Source organism: Dermatophilus sp. B7861-1 (assembly GCF_058996045.1).
The window spans coordinates 1,117,069-1,135,528 of record NZ_CM180082.1; the positions used below are offsets into that span (position 1 = coordinate 1,117,069).

The 18,460-nt window shown below is 60.3% G+C and carries 18 protein-coding genes; 11 read left to right on the top strand and 7 right to left on the bottom strand.

What is annotated here, in order from left to right:
• Positions 1–97: 97 nt before the first annotated feature.
• Together tpiA and secG are read left to right on the top strand one after the other, a co-directional pair.
• A complete protein-coding gene (gene tpiA / locus AC2T9U_RS04955) occupies positions 98–886 on the top strand; it encodes a triose-phosphate isomerase (protein WP_493696799.1) in 789 nt (262 codons plus the stop codon).
• Positions 887–1,042: 156 nt separating this feature from the next.
• A complete protein-coding gene (gene secG / locus AC2T9U_RS04960; RefSeq protein WP_028326324.1) occupies positions 1,043–1,288 on the top strand; it encodes a preprotein translocase subunit SecG in 246 nt (81 codons plus the stop codon).
• Between the two features lie 77 nt (positions 1,289–1,365).
• Here the strand turns inward: secG and AC2T9U_RS04965 are convergent, their stop codons facing one another.
• From AC2T9U_RS04965 to tkt, 4 genes are read right to left on the bottom strand one after another with little or no spacing between them, the layout of a single operon-like run.
• Positions 1,366–2,313 (bottom strand): glucose-6-phosphate dehydrogenase assembly protein OpcA, encoded by a 948-nt coding sequence (locus tag AC2T9U_RS04965; RefSeq protein WP_493696800.1) that lies wholly within the window; start codon positions 2,311–2,313, stop codon positions 1,366–1,368.
• Complete coding sequence (gene zwf, locus AC2T9U_RS04970) at positions 2,310–3,851, bottom strand: glucose-6-phosphate dehydrogenase (protein ID WP_493696801.1); 1,542 nt, start codon at positions 3,849–3,851, stop codon at positions 2,310–2,312. Before zwf ends, AC2T9U_RS04965 begins: the two co-directional genes overlap by 4 nt.
• Complete coding sequence (tal, locus tag AC2T9U_RS04975) at positions 3,848–4,963, bottom strand: transaldolase (protein WP_115030519.1); 1,116 nt, start codon at positions 4,961–4,963, stop codon at positions 3,848–3,850. The genes zwf and tal overlap by 4 nt, the downstream gene beginning before the upstream one ends.
• Positions 4,964–4,968: 5 nt before the next feature.
• Positions 4,969–7,113, bottom strand: a complete 2,145-nt coding sequence (gene tkt / locus AC2T9U_RS04980; protein ID WP_208303529.1) for a transketolase — start codon at positions 7,111–7,113, stop codon at positions 4,969–4,971.
• 417 nt (positions 7,114–7,530) lie between these two features.
• Here tkt and AC2T9U_RS04985 point away from each other — a divergent pair, with 417 nt between their 5' ends.
• Positions 7,531–8,490, top strand: coding sequence for a heme o synthase (locus AC2T9U_RS04985; RefSeq protein WP_341746827.1), 960 nt, complete (start codon positions 7,531–7,533; stop codon positions 8,488–8,490).
• Between the two features lie 18 nt (positions 8,491–8,508).
• Here the strand turns inward: AC2T9U_RS04985 and AC2T9U_RS04990 are convergent, their stop codons facing one another.
• From AC2T9U_RS04990 to AC2T9U_RS05000, 3 genes are all read right to left on the bottom strand, one after another.
• Positions 8,509–9,471, bottom strand: a complete 963-nt coding sequence (locus AC2T9U_RS04990; RefSeq protein WP_493696802.1) for a COX15/CtaA family protein — start codon at positions 9,469–9,471, stop codon at positions 8,509–8,511.
• 391 nt (positions 9,472–9,862) lie between these two features.
• Entirely contained in the window at positions 9,863–10,636 is a 774-nt protein-coding gene (locus tag AC2T9U_RS04995; protein WP_493696803.1) for an ABC transporter permease, read from the bottom strand.
• Positions 10,633–11,400: an ABC transporter ATP-binding protein gene (locus tag AC2T9U_RS05000; protein ID WP_493696804.1), complete on the bottom strand. Its 768-nt coding sequence runs from the start codon at positions 11,398–11,400 to the stop codon at positions 10,633–10,635. Before AC2T9U_RS05000 ends, AC2T9U_RS04995 begins: the two co-directional genes overlap by 4 nt.
• A gap of 163 nt (positions 11,401–11,563) precedes the next feature.
• On the opposite strand from AC2T9U_RS05000, the gene AC2T9U_RS05005 reads away from it, so the two are divergent.
• The 8 genes from AC2T9U_RS05005 (at position 11,564) to AC2T9U_RS05040 (ending at position 18,455) form a co-directional block, all read left to right on the top strand.
• Entirely contained in the window at positions 11,564–12,409 is an 846-nt protein-coding gene (locus AC2T9U_RS05005) for a helix-turn-helix transcriptional regulator (protein WP_493696805.1), read from the top strand.
• Positions 12,406–13,827, top strand: a complete 1,422-nt coding sequence (sufB, locus tag AC2T9U_RS05010) for a Fe-S cluster assembly protein SufB (RefSeq protein WP_028326316.1) — start codon at positions 12,406–12,408, stop codon at positions 13,825–13,827. Before AC2T9U_RS05005 ends, sufB begins: the two co-directional genes overlap by 4 nt.
• Entirely contained in the window at positions 13,827–15,017 is a 1,191-nt protein-coding gene (gene sufD / locus AC2T9U_RS05015; RefSeq protein ID WP_208303525.1) for a Fe-S cluster assembly protein SufD, read from the top strand. The genes sufB and sufD overlap by 1 nt, the downstream gene beginning before the upstream one ends.
• Positions 15,014–15,346 (top strand): non-heme iron oxygenase ferredoxin subunit, encoded by a 333-nt coding sequence (locus AC2T9U_RS05020; protein ID WP_115030514.1) that lies wholly within the window; start codon positions 15,014–15,016, stop codon positions 15,344–15,346. The genes sufD and AC2T9U_RS05020 overlap by 4 nt, the downstream gene beginning before the upstream one ends.
• A gap of 77 nt (positions 15,347–15,423) precedes the next feature.
• Positions 15,424–16,182, top strand: a complete 759-nt coding sequence (gene sufC, locus AC2T9U_RS05025) for a Fe-S cluster assembly ATPase SufC (RefSeq protein WP_028326314.1) — start codon at positions 15,424–15,426, stop codon at positions 16,180–16,182.
• 59 nt (positions 16,183–16,241) lie between these two features.
• Positions 16,242–17,543, top strand: coding sequence for an aminotransferase class V-fold PLP-dependent enzyme (locus AC2T9U_RS05030; RefSeq protein ID WP_493696806.1), 1,302 nt, complete (start codon positions 16,242–16,244; stop codon positions 17,541–17,543).
• Positions 17,543–17,998 carry a Fe-S cluster assembly sulfur transfer protein SufU gene (gene sufU, locus AC2T9U_RS05035; RefSeq protein WP_493696807.1) on the top strand — a complete coding sequence of 152 codons (456 nt, stop codon included), beginning with the start codon at positions 17,543–17,545 and terminating at the stop codon, positions 17,996–17,998. Before AC2T9U_RS05030 ends, sufU begins: the two co-directional genes overlap by 1 nt.
• 178 nt (positions 17,999–18,176) lie before the next feature.
• Positions 18,177–18,455 carry a metal-sulfur cluster assembly factor gene (locus tag AC2T9U_RS05040; protein ID WP_051277332.1) on the top strand — a complete coding sequence of 93 codons (279 nt, stop codon included), beginning with the start codon at positions 18,177–18,179 and terminating at the stop codon, positions 18,453–18,455.
• Positions 18,456–18,460 lie beyond the last annotated feature (5 nt).

Below are 18,460 nucleotides of genomic sequence, written 5' to 3' on the forward strand. Positions count from 1 at the left end.
TGGCCCCGATTGGTGGCCACTGCACAAAGACGCCCCGGTTCCCTGGGCAGCAATACCCCCTTTTTTTGTTGTAACAGAGTCGTGTTCGAGGAGAGAGATGAGCAACCGTACGCCCCTGATGGCGGGCAACTGGAAGATGAACCTGGACCACCAGCAGGGCGCCCACTTGGTACAGAAGCTTGACTGGGCGTTGAAGGACGCCAAGCACGACTTTGAGGCGGTAGAGGTCGCAGTTGTGCCGCCTTTCACTGACATCCGCACAGTCCAGACCCTCGTTGAGGGCGACAACATGAAGCTGGCTTATGGTGCGCAGGACATCTCTGAGCATGATGGTGGCGCCTACACCGGTGAAATCTCAGGTGACATGCTCAAAGCGCTGGGATGCACGTACGTTCTGGTTGGGCACAGCGAGCGTCGCGAATACCACCACGAGAATGACGAGCTGCTGAACCGTAAGGTGAAGGCGGCCTACCGTCACGGCCTTACGCCTATTTTGTGCTGCGGTGAGGCTCTTGAGGTTCGTAAAGAGAACCGTCAGGTCGAGCATGTTCTGGGCCAGATTGAAGCGGACCTGGCCGGTATCCCGGTGGAGCAGGTTAAGAGCATTGTTATTGCTTACGAACCCATTTGGGCTATTGGTACTGGCGAGGTTGCTACACCAGCCGATGCTCAGGAGGTCTGCGCAGCGATCCGTGGCAAGCTCGCGGAGCTGTACGACCAGCAGACTGCTGAAGCTGTACGTGTTTTGTACGGCGGTTCGGTCAAGGCCGGTAATGTTGTGGAGATCATGGCGCAGCCCGATGTTGATGGCGCGCTTGTTGGTGGCGCTTCGTTGAAGGCAGAGGATTTCACACCGATTTGCACCTACCAGCAGGCTGGCAACTGAGCCTGGACTGTTTGAGGTTAAGTGTTTCTGAGCGGCCTCGTCGCTGCAGTCGCAGGTTGTGCCGCGTCTGCAGCGACGTGATCGCCTACACTCATGAGTGGATTGGGCACCGCCGTGCCCGCTGTACCGTCAAGCTTGGCAGGTCAGGAGTACCGCATGGACATTCTCTCGATCGTTCTCAAGGTTGTGCTGGTCATCACGAGTTTGTTCCTCACCGTTCTGATCCTCATGCACAAGGGGCAGGGTGGCGGCGTCTCCGAGATGTTCGGTGGTGCCATGCACGCAACTGTGGGTGGCTCGTCGGTGGCTGAACGTAACCTCAACCGCTACACGATTCTTATTGCGTTGGTGTGGCTGGCATCGATCGTTGGGCTGGGGCTTATTACACGTTTCGCCGGTTAGGTGGTTTTCGCCCAGCTGTAACACATAGGGGTGGGGCCCAGCCTTGAAGGTTGGGCCCCACCCCTATTTTGCTGCTGTTAGGCGGGGGAGCGTCTGTGCTGCTGCGGGGTGATGGTGACTTCGGGTAGGCCGAGTCGGAGTGCTTCGGCGTAGGGTTCGTCGGCATCGAGTCGGGAGAGCTCGTCAGCGAGGCTCTCGTCGTCGTTTCGCCGAGGCAGGGAGATACAGCGTTCGGGTTCACCGGGGTGGGTGATGTATCCGGTGGCACCGTCGGGGCGGAGGAGTTGGGTGGTTCCGGATGGGCGTTCGAGGGTTACTCCGTAGATTCCTTCTTGATCTGTGGTGGTGAGCAGCTGCACCGGCACTTGTAGCCGTACTTGGAGCCACGCGGCGAGTAGGTGTGCAGAGGCTGAGTCAGGGTTGCCGGTGACTGTTGCTGCGGTGACGTTTTCGTGTGGTGGTTGTTCCATCAGTGAGGCGAGTACTCCGCGCCATCTGGTGGTGCGGGTCCAGGCGAGGTCAGTGTCGCCGGGGTGGTAGTGCTCGGCGCGGTGATGCATGGAGTTGATGGATTCTTTTTGTGCTTGAGCGTCGGTGATGCGCCGTTGCGCTAGGACACCGATGGGGTCGGCAGCGACGTTATGAGGGGCGGTGCGGGGCCACCAGGCCACGATGGGGGAGTCGGCTAATAGGAGGGGAAGGACGACAGCTGAGCCGTGTTGGGTGAGTTCGCCGTAAAGCTTCAAAACAACGATTTCGCTTGCTCCGGCGTCTCCGCCGATGCGCACTTCGGCGTCAACTTTGTTTCGGCTGTTCGGGTTTCCTGAAACCACCACGATGATGCGGCTGGGGTGTTGGCGGGTGGCGTTTTGGGCTTCGTGGAGTACGGGTTCGAGTGTTTCTTCTTCGGTGATGACCACGAGGGTCATAACCCGGCCTAACGCCATGGCACCGTTGTTTTCGCGTACGGAGATGATGCGTTTAGCGACGGCGGGGATAGAGGTGTCGGGCAGTTCGATGATCATGGCATCCTCCACTGACGGCCGTCGCGTTCGAGCAGCTCATGTGCGCTCTTGGGCCCCCACGCCCCGGGGGTGTATTGCTCTGGACGAGTGGTGCTGTTTTCCCAGTGTGTGGTGATGGGATCGAGAATTTTCCAGGAGAGCTCGACTTCTTCGTGGCGAGGGAACAGGGGTGGGTCGCCGATAAGGGCGTCGAGGATGAGGCGTTCGTACGCTTCGGGACTGGACTCGGTGAAGGCGCGCCCGTATCCGAAGTCCATGGTGACGTCGCGGACTTCCATTTGATCTCCGGGTACTTTGGCGCCGAATCGCAAGGTGATGCCTTCGTCGGGTTGGACGCGGATGACGATGGCGTTGGCGCCGAGTTCTCCGGTGGCGGTTTGGTCGAAGGGCAGATGTGGTGCTTTGCGGAAAACGACTGCGACTTCGGTGACGCGTTTGGCGAGGCGTTTTCCGGTGCGCAGGTAGAAGGGCACACCGGCCCAGCGGCGGGTAGCGACTTCGAGTTTGACGGCAGCGAATGTTTCGGTGTGGGAGGAGGGGTTGACGCCTTCTTCATCGAGGTATGCCGCGACGTGTTCGGAACCTTGCCACCCGGCTGCGTATTGGCCTCGTGCGGTGCATTCTTCGATGGGGCCGGGGATGATGACGCTGGCTAGGGCTTTTTCTTTTTCGGTGCGTAGGTGGTCGGCGTCGAAGGCGATGGGCTCTTCCATGGCGGTGAGGGCCAGGAGCTGGAGGAGGTGGTTTTGGATGACGTCGCGGGCGGCACCGATTCCGTCGTAGTAGCCGGCGCGCCCGCCGATGCCGATGTCTTCGGCCATGGTGATTTGGACGTGGTCGACGTAGTGGGCGTTCCAGATGGGTTCGAACATTTGGTTCGCGAATCGAAGCGCCAGGATGTTTTGTACGGTTTCTTTGCCGAGGTAGTGGTCGATGCGGAAGATCGAGTCTGGTGGGAAGACATCGGATATAACGCGGTCGAGTTCGCGTGCGGATTCGAGGTCGTGGCCGAAGGGTTTTTCGATGACGACGCGGCGCCAGCCGTCGCTGTCGTCGGCGAGGCCGGTTTTGTGCAGGAGTCCGCAGACTTTTGCGAATGCGTTGGGTGGGATGGATAGGTAGAAGGCGTGGTTGCCGCCGGTGCCGCGTTCGGTATCGGCAGCAACCACGACCTCACTGAGTCGGTGGAAGGATTCTTCGTCGTCGAAAGCGCCGGTGACGAACCGGAAACCGCCGACGAGTTGGTCCCAGGTTTCTGACCGGAAGGGAGTGCGCGAGTGGGCCTGCACTGACTCCTTCACGAATTGGGCGAATCGGTTGTCGTCCCAGTCGCGGCGGCCAAATCCGATCAGGCTGAATCCGGCGGGTAGGAGGCCGCGGTTTGCCAGGTCGTAGATGGCTGGTAGGAGTTTTTTGCGGGATAGGTCTCCGGTGACTCCGAACATGACTAGGCTGCAGGGCCCAGCGATGCGGGGGAGTCGTTTATCTCGAGGGTCGCGGAGGGGATTCCCCGCTGCAGGCTCTCGCGCTGAACTCACTTGCTCTTGGCCTCCAGTTCACTGGTGAGGGAGTCCAGGAGTTCGGTCCAGGACTTCTCGAATTTTTCGACGCCTTCCTTTTCGAGCTTGGTGACGACCTCGTCGTAGGAGATTCCGAGGGCGGCGAGCTTGTCGAGGGTGGCTTGGGAGTCTTCGTAGCTGCCAGCGATGGCGTTGGCGCGGACCTTGCCATGGTCGGCGACAGCTTCGAGGGTTTTGCCGGGCATGGTGTTGACCGTGTGTGGTGCGGCGAGGTCGACCACGTACATGGTGTCGTCGTATTCGGGATTTTTCACACCGGTGGATGCCCACAGCGCGCGTTGTTTGTTTGCGCCTGCTGCTTCGAGGACGTCCCAGCGGCTGGTGGCGAAGGCTTCTTCGAAAACTTGGTAGGCCAGGCGTGCGTTGGCGATTGCTGCTTTTCCGCGCAGAGCGAGTGCTTCGTCGGTGCCGATCTTTTCGAGTCGAGGGTCGATTTCGGTGTCGACGCGGCTGACGAAGAAAGATGCCACGGAGTGGATCTTGCTGATGTCTTTGCCTGCCTCCTTGGCTTTCTCGATGCCTTCGATGAAGGCTGCCAGGACTCCGCGGTATTGGTCGAGAGAGAAGATAAGGGTGACGTTGACGGAGATGCCTTCGGCAAGGACGGCTGTGATGGCTGGTAGGCCCGCTGTGGTGGCGGGGATTTTGATCATCACGTTTTCGCGGTCGACGGTGGCGTAGAGCTTTTTGGCCATGTCGACGGTGGCGTCAGTTTCGTGGGCCAGGCGTGGGTCGACCTCGATGGAGACGCGTCCGTCTTTGCCGCCGGTGGCGTCGTAGATGGGTTTGAGGACGTCGCAGGCGTTGCGGACGTCGTCTGTGGTGATGGCGAAGACGGCATCGTCAACGGGGGTGTTGGCGGCGGCCAGTTGTGCTACCTGGTCGGCGTAGGCTTCGCCGTTGGATAGTGCGGTGGCGAAGATTGTGGGGTTGGTGGTTACGCCTACTACGCCAGATTCGTCGATGAGTTTTTGCAGGTTTCCGCTGGAGATGAGGGTGCGGGAGAGATCATCGAGCCAGACGGAGACGCCGGCGTCGGCGAGGGCTTTGATGTTGCTGTTGATGGTCATGTGAATCAGTTTCCTTCTACTGCAGCGATGGACTCTTTGGCAGCCGCAACGACTGCTTCGGTAGTGATGCCGAACTCGCGGTAGAGCGTGGCGCTGTCGGCGGATGCGCCGAAGTGGTCGATGCCGATGATGCGTCCGGCGTCTCCGACGATGGTGCGCCACAGGGCTGGGTGTGCGGCTTCGACGGCGACGCGTGCTTTCACGTCGGTGGGGATGACGCTTTCGCGGTAGGACTTCTCTTGTGCTTCGAACCATTCGAGGCAGGGGGCAGAGACGACGCGTGCTTTGATGCCTTCAGCGGAGAGCTGTTCGGCTGCTTGGACTGCTAGATGCAGTTCGGAGCCGGTGCCGATGATGACCACGTCGGGGGTGCCGTCGGTGTCAGCGAGGACGTATGCGCCCTTGGCGACTCCTTCGGCGGAGGCGAAGCGAGTGCGGTCCAGGGTGGGCATTGCTTGACGGGATAGGACGATGCCGGTAGCGCGTCGGTTTTCGAGGATTGTGCGCCAGGCGATGGCGGTTTCGTTGGCGTCGCCGGGGCGGACTACGTCTAGTTGAGGAATGAGGCGTAGTGAGGGGAGGTGTTCGATGGGTTGGTGGGTGGGGCCGTCTTCGCCGAGCCCGATGGAGTCGTGGGTCCAGACGAAGGTGGCGGGGATGTCCTGCAGCGCGGCCAGGCGAACAGCAGGGCGCATGTAGTCCGAGAAGGTCAGGAAGGTGCCGCCGTAGGGGCGGGTGAGTCCGGACAAGGCGATGCCGTTGAGGATCATGCCCATACCGTTTTCACGGATGCCGAAGTGGAGGGTGCGGCCGTATTTGGTGCCGGAGAATTTGCTGGTGGAGTGTTCGGCGGGGATGAAGCTGGGTTGGCCGTCCATGGTTGTGTTGTTGGATCCGGCTAGGTCGGCTGATCCGCCCCATAGTTCGGGCATCACGTCGGCGAGTGCGGAAAGGATTTTCCCGGAGGCTGCGCGGGTGGCGAGGCCTTTTTCGGATGCTTCGAAGACCGGGAATGCTTCGGCGAATCCATCGGGGAGTTTGTGGTCGATGAGGCGCTGGAGGAATGCGGCGCGTTCGGGGTTGGCTGCTTTCCAGGCGTCGTAGCGTCCTTGCCATTCTTCGCGGGCTTTGGCGCCTTTGGTGGCGAAGGATTCGCGGGTGTGGGTGATGACGTCGTTGTCGACTTCGAAGGTTTTTTCAGGGTCGAAGCCGAGCAGTTTCTTCATGTTGGCGATTTCGTCGGCGCCGAGTGCGGAGCCGTGTGATGCGCCAGTGTCCTGCTTGGTTGGTGCGGGCCAGGAGATGATCGTGCGCAGGATGACGATGGTGGGTTTGTCGGTGACTTTTTTGCCGTCGTTGATAGCTGCGGCGAGGGCGTCGACATCTTCGACGTATTCGGAGGAGATGTTTTCTCCGCGCCAGTCGACGTGGCGGACATCCCAGCCGTAGGACTCGTAGCGTTGGGCGACGTCTTCGGTGAAGGAGATGTCGGTGCGGTCCTCAATTGAGATGAGGTTTTGGTCGTAGATGAGGGTGAGGTTGCCCAGTTGTTGGGTTCCGGCCAGGGAGCAGGCTTCGCTAGCGACGCCTTCCTGTAGACATCCGTCTCCGGCGAGGACGTAGATGTGGTGGTCGAAGGGGCTGGTTCCTTCGGGAGCGTCGGGGTCGAGCAGGCCGCGGAGGCGGCGTTGTTCGAAGGCCATTCCGACGGCGGTGGCTAGACCTGAGCCGAGGGGGCCGGTGGTTACTTCAACGCCGTCGGTGTGGTGGAACTCGGGGTGGCCGGGGGTTTTGGAGCCCCAGGTGCGTAGGGCTTTGATGTCTTCGAGTTCCAGGCCGATGCCTGCCTGGTAGAGGGCGATGTACTGGGTGAGGCTGGAGTGTCCTGCGGAGAGAACGAATCGGTCGCGTCCGAGCCAGTGAGTATCGGACGGGTCGTAGTTCATGATGTCGTGGTAGAGCAGGTATGCGACCGGTGCCAGTGAGACGGCTGAGCCCGGGTGGCCGTCTCCTTTGTGCTGTACCGCGTCGGCGGCGAGGATTTTTGCTGTGTCGACGGCACGGCGGTCGGTGTTGTTCCAGCCGAGGGCGTCAGCTTTCAGCGGCTGCAACGAGGCGTCGCGTGTTGTAGCCGTGGAGTTTTCACTCATATTCAAGGTGCTCCTGATCCAAATCGTTGATGCAGGTGAGGCGTGGTCAGCGGGTTGGTGGCGCGGACCTTCTGCAACACCGGATGAGACACGGTTGTTCCCGGGGCGGGTGCCTTGCGGGTTTCCTCTTTGACCCTATCGGCGCGTGTCGCAGCGCTCTTCACATTGTCGTGTGTTGTTCGCGGCACCGAGGTGACTTTGTGGGCTTTAGTACACAAGGTGTGGGGTGTTGGCGACGAGGTTGGGGGGTCTGGGGCCTCGATGTGATCTGAGCCGCGTATGCTGGCCGTTGATCCGGCCCTTGGGTGGAGTGATCCTCATCACGTGCGGCAAAGTAGAAAGCCGCCGTGAATGGTCTGTGCGAGGCTTCGTGCCTTTGCCTTTGGCGCCGCCCTGTTTCTCACATTGAAGGACACCGTGACTGCTATACAACCTCGAGCGAATTCGGCTCCCGGAGGGGATACCTCGCGGTCGTGGCGGCAGGTTCTGCGTGACTATGTCTCGTTGACGAAGCCGCGCATTATCGAGCTGCTGCTTGTGACGACGTTTCCCGTGATGTTCCTTGCTGAGCGGGGGGTGCCGTCTGTCGGTTTGATCGCGGCGACTTTGGTGGGGGGAACGCTGGCGGCGGCGTCGTCGAACGTTTTCAACTGTTATTTGGATCGCGACATCGATCGTTTGATGCATCGTACTGAGAATCGCCCGTTGGCTACGGGTGCGGTTTCGGAGCGTGGCGCGCTTGTTTTCGCGGTGTTGTTGGGCGTGGCTGCGGTAGTGACGTTGGTGTGGTTCGTCAATGTGTTGTCGGCGGCGCTGGCGTTGACTGCGCTTTTTTTGTATGTCGTGTTTTACACGATGGTGTTGAAGCGTCGGACGGCGCAGAACATTGTGTGGGGTGGCGCTGCTGGATGCATGCCGGTACTGATTGCCTGGGCTGCGGTGACGAACTCTATTGGCTGGGCTCCAATCATTCTTTTCTTGGTGGTGTTTTTCTGGACGCCGCCGCATTACTGGCCGTTGTCGATGCGTTTTAAAGACGATTACGCAGCGGCGGGTGTTCCGATGTTGCCGGTGGTGGCGCGAGATGTGTCAGTGGCGCGTCAGGTGGTTGTGTACGCCTGGGCGACTGTTGCTGTTTCGTTGGCGCTAATCCCGGTGGCCCCGATGGGGTGGGTGTATTCAGTGACGGCGGTGGCTTCAGGGGCGTTGTTCATCCGGGAATCGCACATGCTGTTGAAGCGGGCGAAGGATCCAGAGAACACCACGTTGGCTGCGTTGAAACCGATGCGGTTGTTCCATTTTTCGATTAGTTATTTGACGTTGCTGTTTGTTGGTGTGGCTGTAGATCCGCTGATTTTTGTGCCGCTTGGCCTGTGAGGGCCAGCGGCATCTAGGTCACTTCGTGACGTCCGCTGCCTGGGGTGGGGTAGCGGACGTTTTTATTGCTGCGGGGTGGGGTCGCAGTGTCATGTATGCCCAGGTGACTGAGGCGGTCAAGACCGCTGCGAGGGTCATGTGAGCCAGCACGAGACCTTCGGGTACGGCCAGGAGGTATTGGGTGTATCCGAGCAGGCCTTGCAGGATGGTCACGGCCAGGACGGCGTTCCAGGCGCGGCGGGGGCCGTGGTCAGGGCTGCAGAGGTACACCGCGACGAGCATGCCGATCACGAGGCCCAGGAATGCGGTCACGAAGTCGGCGTGCAACCACGAGACTGCCCGAATGTCGAAGTTGAGGCGGGCAGGTGTGGCTGCGTCGCCGGAGTGGGGCCCTGACCCGGTGACAACGGTTCCGAGGATGAGTACGACGGTGTAGATGGCGATGATGGCGCGTCCGAGGATGATAACGGGGCGGGGGAAGGTGCTGCTGGGGCGGTTTTCGTTGACGTATCGGACAACGAGCAGGGTGGCTGCGGCAACGAGAATCATCGAGGCGAGGAAGTGGAATGCCACGGTGGCTGGATTCAGGCCAGTCAGGACAGTGATTCCACCGACGATAGCTTGGGCGAGGACGCCGAGAAGGATAACCGTGGCTGGGGCGAGGTAGCCGCGTCCGCGGAGGTATTTGTAGGCTGCGACGACGACGGCGACAGCCAGGGCAGAGAGCACGAAGGTCAGTGTGCGGTTCCCGAATTCAATGTATTTGTGGAAGCCTTCGGGTTGGGTGGCGGTGGGCACGAATGAGCCAGGGGTGCATTGGGGCCAGGTGGAGCATCCCAGTCCTGATTTGGTGAGGCGGACCAGCCCTCCAGTGACGACGATGCCCATCTCGGCGATGAGGTTGGCGATGAGGAGGGGAAATATCCAGCGGGGGTCGGTGCTGGCTGCTGGGGGTGTGGGGGAGTTGTGTGTCTGGGTCACGCTGCAGACTCTACTGTGTCTGGGTCACGCTGCAGACTCTACGGGGTGGGTTCAGGTGGAGTATGTGGAGGTGCCCAGGTGTCCTCCACGCTTTCTTGGTGAAAAGGATCAGGCTGCGCTGATTTTTTCACCATGTACACCGCAGTTTTGAGTTTGAGAGCAGGCTCCCTAGAGCGCAGCTCCTTAATTGCGGTAGTTGGGTTTCGCGTAGAGTCGATATTTCCCTCGATTTAGCGGCTGACATTAATGGTTGTGACGGTGGTGCAGCTTGAGAGCTTATTGATGAGGCGAGCTTAGTGTCTGTGTCACGGACGCGTCTGTAGGCGGCGACCAGTTTCATATGCGGGTGTTGTAGTGCTTGCTGCCGCAACAGTTGTGCTGGTCCGGCTGGTTAGTCGGACCAGCGGAAGAAGCGCGCGGTTGCCCATGTGGCCAGTGTGGCCCATGCGGCGAGCAGGATGAGTGCGGTGGGGTCTGTCATGTTGTTGAGGAGGGCTGCGCGACTGCTTTCGCCCAGGGCTGCAGCGGGTAGCCAGGAGATGACAGGGGCGAGCCATGTAGGAAGGATGGCGGGTGGGAACAGGACGCCACCGAGGCCAACGAGGAGCACCCAAATGAGGTTGGCCAGGGCGAGCACGGCTTCGGCGCGCAGGGTTCCGGCCAGCAGGAGGGCGAAGGCAACGAAGCACCAGGTGCCGAGGATCCAGGTTGGCACGAAAAGGAGAAAGCTGAGTGGTTCAGGGCGCCAGCCCAGCGCGAGAGCGGCTGCGGAGATGATGAGGAGTTGGATGATTTCCAGGGTGAGTACGGCGATAGCTTTGGCCCAGATGAGTCCAGTGCGGCCCAGGGGAGTGACGCCCAGGTAGCGCAGTACGCCATTGCGTCTGTCGAATCCGGTGGAGATTGCTTGGCCGGTGAAGGCGGTGGAGGTGATGGCTAGGGCGAGTACGCCGGGGGTGATGAGGTTGATGGGGGTGTGGTTGGTGGCGTGCGAGGTGGGCAGGTTGATGTAGGTGAACGCAGCTAGGGCCAGCAGGGGAAGGATGAGTGAGACGAGGAGCTGTTCGCCGTTGCGTAGCAGGGTGCCTAGTTCGAAGCGTGCGTGAGAAAGGATGATGGTGCGGCGGGGCGCAGGGCCGCAGGGGGTGGTGGTTGTGACGCTCATGCGGAGTCTTCCGTGGTTGTGGGGTCGTTGATCCATTGCTGGGATGTGAAGCTGCGGTGCTGGCGTGGGGTGAGGTTGAAGAAGGCGTTTTCGAGGGTGTCGTTTCCGGCGATGTGCTGGACAGTTCCGTCGGCGACGACGGTGCCTTCGTTCATGACGACGACGTGGTCGGCGAGGCGTTCGGCTTCTTCGAAGGAGTGGGTGGTGATGATGACGCACACGCCTGCGTTGCGTAGCTCGGTGACTAAGTCCCAGACGTCGAGGCGAGCGTGGGGATCTAGGCCGGCCGCGGGTTCGTCGAGGAAGAGGACGCGGGGGCGGCCGATGATGGCGGCGGCCAGGGCCAGGCGTCGGCGTTGTCCGCCGGAGAGACGTCGGACGGTGGTTTTTTCGAAGCTGGTTAGGTCGAGACGGTCGGCGAGTTCGGCCGGGGGGATGGGGTTGCGGTAGAGGTTGGCGAGGTGGCGTAGGAGTCTGCCGCTGGTGACGGTGTTGGGTAGGCCGCCGTCTTGGAGCATGACGCCTACGCGGGCGCGGTGTTCGGGGTCGGCGGTGAGGGGGTTGGTTTCCAGGACGCGGACGGTTCCGGAGGTGGGGGTTTGGAGGCCTTCGAGGCATTCCATGGTGGTGGTTTTTCCGGAGCCGTTAGGGCCCAGGACGGTGGTGATGGCTCCGGGGTTTGCTGACCAGGTGGCGTCGGCTACGGCTGTGGTTGTTCCGAATTGTTTGACGAGGTGCTGTACGAGCACGGCTGGACGTGACACGTGCCGGAGTCTATCTGCGGGGCGTACTGAGGGTCGGTTGTTGCGGCCTGTTGCATGCGGGTTAGGTGACCCTTCTTTGCTGGTTTCCAGAATTAAGCAAGAATGATGTTGCGTTTATCGCTGAGGTGTCTCGACAGTTCCGATCCGTCAGGGGGTTATGGCTATGGATGAAGCATCCACGTCTCGTCCTGCTGCCCGGGCGGAAACTGCTCGCGCAACAGGCGCGGGTACCCGCGAACAGGTATTACGCCGCATCGTTGAAAACGGCCCTATTACCGCAGCACAGATCGCTGAAGACCTACAGCTCACTCCGGCAGCGGTGCGCCGTCACCTGACTGCCCTGGAAGAAGAGCAGTTCATTGCGGGCAGTGAAACCAACATCTCTGGGCGAGGTCGAGGTCGACCAGCCCGCGTATATGTGGTGACGGACGCGGCACACCGCAGCCTTGACGCCGCCTACGACGACATCGCACGAGCAGCCTTGCGATTTTTAAGCACCCGCCTGGGCCCTGAAGCGGTGGAGGAGTTCGCTGCTCAGCGAGCAGCGGATCTTGTTGCCACGCTAGCGCCGCAGGTAGAGAAAGCCGGCCCGGACCCGATTAGCCGCGCCGTGGCATTGGCGGAGGCACTGACGGACGCTGGGTTCGCTGCAACTGCCCGCTCTGTGCAAGGCCCGGTGCCTGCAGGGTCAACGAGCGACGATGTCGCCACAGCGGGGGTGCAATTGTGCCAGGGGCACTGCCCGGTGCAAACGGTTGCGGCCGAGTATCAGTCGTTGTGTGATGCCGAAGCAGCGGCATTCGCTGATCTTTTGGGCGTTCACGTGCAGCGCCTTTCCACGCTGGCTGGTGGTGGCCACGTGTGCACCACATTTGTCCCTGCAATCAGGGTGCATCGTTCTTCCGGCGCAGATGTGTGCCGCACTTCTACACCGCGCGCAGTGCGAGCTCACGGGTCGCGGACACGCAGCAATCACGAGATAAAAGATGATGAAAGGACTCCGCGATGAGCACCAACATCGAAGAGCTCAATCCGGGCCTGAAGGATCTTGGCCGGTATGAGTTCGGCTGGGCCGACAGCGACGCAGCCGGGGCAAGTGCTCGACGGGGCTTGAATGAAGATGTCGTCACTGACATCTCGAAACGCAAGAACGAGCCTGCATGGATGGAAAAACTGCGTCTGAAGGCGCTACGCCTGTTCGATAAGAAACCCATGCCTGCGTGGGGTGCTGATTTGACAGGTATCGACTTCCAGAACATCAAGTACTTCGTTAAATCAACGGAGAAGCAGGCCACCACGTGGGACGATCTGCCTGAAGACATCAAAGCTACCTACGACAAGCTGGGCATCCCGGAGGCGGAGAAGCAGCGTCTGGTGGCAGGTGTAGCCGCGCAGTATGAATCTGAGGTTGTCTACCACCAGATTCGTGAAGACCTTGAAGAAAAAGGTGTCATCTTCGTCGACACGGACACCGGCTTGCGTGAGCACGAAGAACTTTTCAAGGAGTACTTCGGCTCGGTCATTCCTGCCGGTGACAACAAGTTCGCGGCACTGAACACGGCCGTGTGGTCCGGTGGATCGTTTATCTACGTGCCCCCGGGTGTGCACGTGGATATCCCGCTGCAGGCGTACTTCCGCATCAACACGGAAAACATGGGCCAGTTTGAGCGCACGCTGATCATTGCTGACGAGGGCTCTTACGTGCACTATGTCGAGGGCTGCACCGCCCCGATCTACAAGACTGATTCGCTGCACTCCGCGGTGGTCGAGATCGTTGTCAAAAAGGATGCGCGTGTGCGCTACACGACCATCCAGAACTGGTCCAACAACGTCTACAACCTCGTCACCAAACGCGCCACCTGCGAAGCAGGCGCCACGATGGAATGGGTCGACGGGAACATCGGCTCCAAAGTGACGATGAAATACCCGGCTGTGTGGCTGCTCGGTGAGCACGCCCAAGGCGAGACATTGTCGATCGCGTTCGCTGGCGAAGGCCAACACCAAGACACCGGTTCCAAGATGGTGCACGCCGCCCCGAACACCTCAAGCAACATCATCAGCAAATCCGTTGCCCGTGGCGGTGGTCGCGCTTCGTACCGCGGTCTCGTCCAGGTGGATGAGGGCGCGCACGGCTCTAAATCGACCGTCAAGTGTGACGCCTTGCTGGTTGACCTCATCAGCCGCTCGGACACCTATCCGTACGTCGACATCCGTGAAGACGATGTCCAGATGGGGCACGAAGCGACTGTTTCCAAGGTCAGCGAAGACCAGTTGTTCTACCTCATGTCCCGAGGCCTGACCGAGGACGAAGCCATGGCCGTGATTGTGCGCGGGTTCGTTGAGCCCATCGCGCGTGAGCTGCCCATGGAGTACGCCCTTGAGCTGAACCGTCTCATCGAGCTGCAGATGGAAGGAGCCGTCGGCTGATGCCGCTCGTCACCCCAGAAACCGTAACGCCCTCCACGGGGCAAGGCTTTGTTCCGGAGCAGTCCCGCGCTGAGCGCACACGTTCGTTTACTCCGTCTGACTTCTCCGTTCCGCATGGGCGTGAAGAAGACTGGCGTTTCACCCCGGTTGATCGCCTCGGTGATTTCTTCGCCGAAGGTGAAGCATGCGTACCACCCCAGGTGCCCACTGACCTTCCTGAGGGCGTCACTGCCTCGATTGTGACCCTGGAAGAGGCGCGTGAGCTGGGCGCTCAGCCTGGTGGAGACCGTGCTGCCGCGGTCACCGCATCCCGAGCTGGCGCAGTGCTGCGCATCGACATCCCCGCTGATGTTGATGTCACTGAGCCGATCCGTGTGCCCACCGTGGGGCAGGGTCAGGCAGTGTTCTCGCACCTGCTCGTCACGGCGGGACGGCATTCGCGTGCTCGTCTTGTGCTGCGGCACACCGGTTCGGCACGTTTGGGCTCTTTGGTGTCAATTGTTACTGGCGATGGCGCCGACCTGTCAGTGGTGTCACTGCAGGAATGGGATGACGACGCCGTTCACCTTGCACAGCACGACGTGGTCGTGGGGCGTGATGCCTCGGTGCGGCACATCGCGGTGAGCTTGTCCGGCAAGATCGTGCGGGTCAACACGAACGCCACGTACGCCGGAACCGGTGGCCGTTTTGAAGGCTTGGGCGTGTATTTCGCTGATGCCGGTCAACACCTCGAACACCGTCTTTACGTCGACCACTCTGAGCCGCACTGCTACTCCAACGTGGAGTACAAAGGCGCCCTGCAGGGCGAGGAAGCCCACACTGTGTGGGTGGGGGATGTGCTCATCCGCGCCGCAGCTGAAGGCACCGAGACGTACGAGATGAACCGCAACCTTGTTCTTACTGATGGGCCGCGCGCGGACTCCGTTCCCAACTTGGAGATCGAGACCGGTGAAATCGTCGGTGCCGGGCACGCTTCCACAACCGGACGTTTCGATGATGAACAACTCTTCTACCTGATGAGCCGCGGCATCGCAGAAGACGAAGCACGCCGCATGATTGTCCATGCCTTCTTTGCTGAGGTCATCAAGAAGATCGGTATCGATGAGGTCGTGGATCGACTCACCGCAGCAATTGAGGTTGAGCTGGAGGCATCTGCGCGCATCAAAGCTGAGCAGGAGTCACAGGCATGAGCGAGGCGTTCGAACTTGTCTGCTCAGTGGCGGACCTACCCGAAGTCGGTGGCGCACCGGCAGTTGTCGGTGACATACGCATGGCAATCGTCCGCGATGAAGACGGCCAGGTACATGCGATTGATGAGCTGTGCACGCACGGTGCGGTCAGTCTCGCTGAGGGTGATGTTGAAGGCTGTGAGGTCGAGTGCTGGCTTCACGGTGCCCGCTTCGATCTGCGCTCGGGCCAGCCGCAGTGCCCTCCCGCGTTCGCGCCGGTGGGCGTGTATGCGGTGCGGGTGATGGACGAGAACGTGTACGTCGACCCCACCCGCCGCATCAACGCTTGATTTCTGTGTTCCCCAGCACATGCGGGGACGCACCTTTTGAACTTCCGAACTTGCACACGCGAGGAGAGATCCGCGAAATGTCCACTCTCAAAATTGAAGGATTGCGCGTCTCGGTTGACACCGAGAGCGGCCCCAAAGAGATCCTTAAAGGCGTTGACCTCACTATCAACTCTGGTGAGACGCACGCCGTGATGGGACCGAACGGTTCCGGAAAGTCCACGTTGGCGTACTCGCTGGCCGGGCACCCGAAATACAACGTGATCGGCGGGTCGGTCACTCTCGATGGCGAAGACGTGCTGGCGATGAGTGTTGACGAGCGTGCTAAGGCGGGCGTTTTCCTTGCGATGCAGTACCCGGTCGAGGTGCCAGGTGTCTCGGTGAGTAACTTCCTGCGTACCTCCAAGACCGCTATTGACGGTCAGGCACCGAAGCTGCGCACCTGGGTTAAAGAGGTCAAGGAGGCGATGGCGCGGTTGCAGATGGACCCGGCCTTCGCTGAGCGTGACATCAACTCCGGGTTCTCCGGCGGTGAAAAGAAGCGTCACGAGATCCTGCAGCTTGAATTGTTGAAGCCGAAGATGGCCATTCTTGACGAGACTGACTCAGGCTTGGATATTGACGCGCTGCGCATCGTTTCTGAAGGCGTGAACCGTGCCGCTGAGGCTAATGAGATGGGCACGTTGCTCATCACGCACTACACCCGCATTTTGCGGTACATCAAGCCGGACTATGTGCACGTATTCGTCAAAGGACGTTTTGTTGAGCACGGCGGCCCGGAACTGGCGGAGGAGCTGGAAGCGAACGGCTACGACCGTTTCGTTAACGCGAACGCCTGATCGCTTTTCCTGTACCGGTACGGCACACCTTGCCGGTACCAATTCCTCACGGAGGTGACATGACCAGCACGTTCACGCAGGATGATCTTGTGCGTATCCGAGCTGATTTTCCGGAATTGGCGCGGACAGTCCGCGGTGGCCGCCAGCTGGTGTACCTGGACTCGGGAGCGACGTCGCTTAAGCCTCAGGTCGTTATCGACGCCGAAAGCGATTACTACGCGCACTACCATGCCGCGGTGCATCGCGGGGCGCACGCTATCGCTGAAGAGGCAACAGAGGCCTATGAGCAGGCACGCGCAACGATCGCAGGTTTCGTGGGCGCTGAGGTCGACGAGATTGTTTTCACGCGGAATGCGACAGAGTCGATCAATCTCGTTGCGTATGCGTTGTCGAACGCGGCTGCGCCTGGAGCCCTTGATGGTGTCGAGGAGTCATTGGCTGCACGGTTGCGTGTGGGCCCTGGGGACGAAATCGTCATCACCGAGATGGAACATCACGCGAACCTTGTCCCATGGCAAGAGTTGTGTCGCCGCACAGGGGCGACACTGCGGTGGGTGACGTTCGATGATTCCGGAAGAATCCCTGATGAAGCCTGGGGCGAGGTGCTCAGTGAGAGGACCAAACTGGTTTCCTTGACCCAGGTGTCGAACGTGCTGGCCACCCGTAACGACGTCGCTTCGGTAGCGGCTAAGGCACATGCCGTGGGAGCGTTGGTGCTTGTGGATGCGGCGCAGTCAGTGCCACATATGGCGGTCGATGTGCGCTCTCTGGGCGCGGACTTCGTTGCTTTCACCGGTCACAAAATGCTTGGCCCGCTTGGGATCGGCGTGCTGTGGGGTAGGCGTGAGCTGTTGGCTGCGATGCCGCCATACACCACAGGCGGGTCAATGATCGAGCTCGTGCGGATGGAGAAGACAACCTACCTCCCCCCGCCGACCCGCTTTGAAGCAGGAACGCCAGTGGTATCGCAGAGCATTGCACTGGCGGCTGCTGCTCGTTATCTCTGTGATCTGGGCATGGACAAGGTTGAGGCCCATGATCAGGAGTTGATGGAGCATGCGCTTGAGGTTGCGGCGCAGCGTCCGTGGATGACGGTGCTGGGGCCGTTGGAGGCCTCTGATCGTGTTGGCGCGTTGGCTTTTACGGTTAAAGATGTGCATCCGCATGACGTGGCGCAGATTCTTGATGATTCCGGTGTCGCTGTGCGCAGCGGTCACCACTGTGCAGGGCCGCTGCACCGCAAGCTGGGTGTTACTGCTAGCACGCGGGCCAGTTTTTCTGTGTACACCACTCATGACGAGATTGATGCCTGGGCGGCGGCTTTGGATCGGATCCCGTCGATTTTCGGGGTGAGCCTGTAATGGACATGTATCAGGAATTGATCCTTGATCACAGCAAACATCCACAGCATGCGGGGTTGCGTGCTCCGTTTGGTGCGGAGGTGCATCACGTCAACACCAGCTGTGGCGATGAGATCACGCTGCGGGTTCACTTGTTGAACGCGGAGAAGGGCGCCGAAGCTATGGTGCAGGACGTGTCTTATGACGCGCAGGGGTGTTCGATTTCGGTGGCGTCGGCTTCTGTGTTGGCGCAGGAGATTATTGGGCACCCGTTGGGTGAGGCGATGCACACCTATGAGGCGATGAAGGCGATGCTGACCAGCCGGGGCAAAGATGCAGGGGACGAGGAGACCATCGGTGATGGTGTCGCGTTCGCTGGGGTTTCTCAGTATCCGGCGCGAGTGAAGTGTGCCCTTTTGTCGTGGTCGGCGTTCACTGATGCTGTTGCTCGTGCCGGTGGATCTATCGATTGCTGACCGGCAGCTTCGGGCTGTGAAATAGACACAGGCGTTACTGGCGCGTTGAGCGTCGTCCTATCAGGAGACATATATGAGTGAAACCAGCCCATCTGGTGATGAGACCACAGACGCGAATCCGTATGAGGACAAGCCTGCGGTGACTTCGCTACCAACATCGGCTGATGTAGAAGAAGCCATGCGTGATGTGGTTGACCCTGAGCTGGGTATCAATGTGGTTGATCTTGGCTTGGTGTATGGCGTTGTTGTTGATGGTGAGCGGCGAGCCACGATTGATATGACGTTGACGAGTGCGGCATGCCCGCTTACGGATGTCATTGAAGAGCAAACTGCTATGGCGCTGAGCGGAATTGTTGATGATCACCGTATTAACTGGGTGTGGATGCCGCCGTGGGGCCCGGACAAGATCACCGAGGATGGTCGGGAGCAACTGCGCGCTCTAGGGTTCAACGTGTGATGATT

Coding starts and splice junctions, on each gene's coding strand:
- tpiA (WP_493696799.1), top strand. CDS start 98: ATGAGCAACCGTACGCCCCTGATGGCGGGCAACTGGAAGATGAACCTG.
- secG (WP_028326324.1), top strand. CDS start 1,043: ATGGACATTCTCTCGATCGTTCTCAAGGTTGTGCTGGTCATCACGAGT.
- AC2T9U_RS04965 (WP_493696800.1), bottom strand. CDS start 2,313: ATGATCATCGAACTGCCCGACACCTCTATCCCCGCCGTCGCTAAACGC.
- tal (WP_115030519.1), bottom strand. CDS start 4,963: ATGACCATCAACAGCAACATCAAAGCCCTCGCCGACGCCGGCGTCTCC.
- tkt (WP_208303529.1), bottom strand. CDS start 7,113: ATGAGTGAAAACTCCACGGCTACAACACGCGACGCCTCGTTGCAGCCG.
- AC2T9U_RS04995 (WP_493696803.1), bottom strand. CDS start 10,636: ATGAGCGTCACAACCACCACCCCCTGCGGCCCTGCGCCCCGCCGCACC.
- AC2T9U_RS05005 (WP_493696805.1), top strand. CDS start 11,564: ATGGATGAAGCATCCACGTCTCGTCCTGCTGCCCGGGCGGAAACTGCT.
- sufB (WP_028326316.1), top strand. CDS start 12,406: ATGAGCACCAACATCGAAGAGCTCAATCCGGGCCTGAAGGATCTTGGC.
- sufD (WP_208303525.1), top strand. CDS start 13,827: ATGCCGCTCGTCACCCCAGAAACCGTAACGCCCTCCACGGGGCAAGGC.
- AC2T9U_RS05020 (WP_115030514.1), top strand. CDS start 15,014: ATGAGCGAGGCGTTCGAACTTGTCTGCTCAGTGGCGGACCTACCCGAA.
- sufC (WP_028326314.1), top strand. CDS start 15,424: ATGTCCACTCTCAAAATTGAAGGATTGCGCGTCTCGGTTGACACCGAG.
- AC2T9U_RS05030 (WP_493696806.1), top strand. CDS start 16,242: ATGACCAGCACGTTCACGCAGGATGATCTTGTGCGTATCCGAGCTGAT.
- sufU (WP_493696807.1), top strand. CDS start 17,543: ATGGACATGTATCAGGAATTGATCCTTGATCACAGCAAACATCCACAG.
- AC2T9U_RS05040 (WP_051277332.1), top strand. CDS start 18,177: ATGCGTGATGTGGTTGACCCTGAGCTGGGTATCAATGTGGTTGATCTT.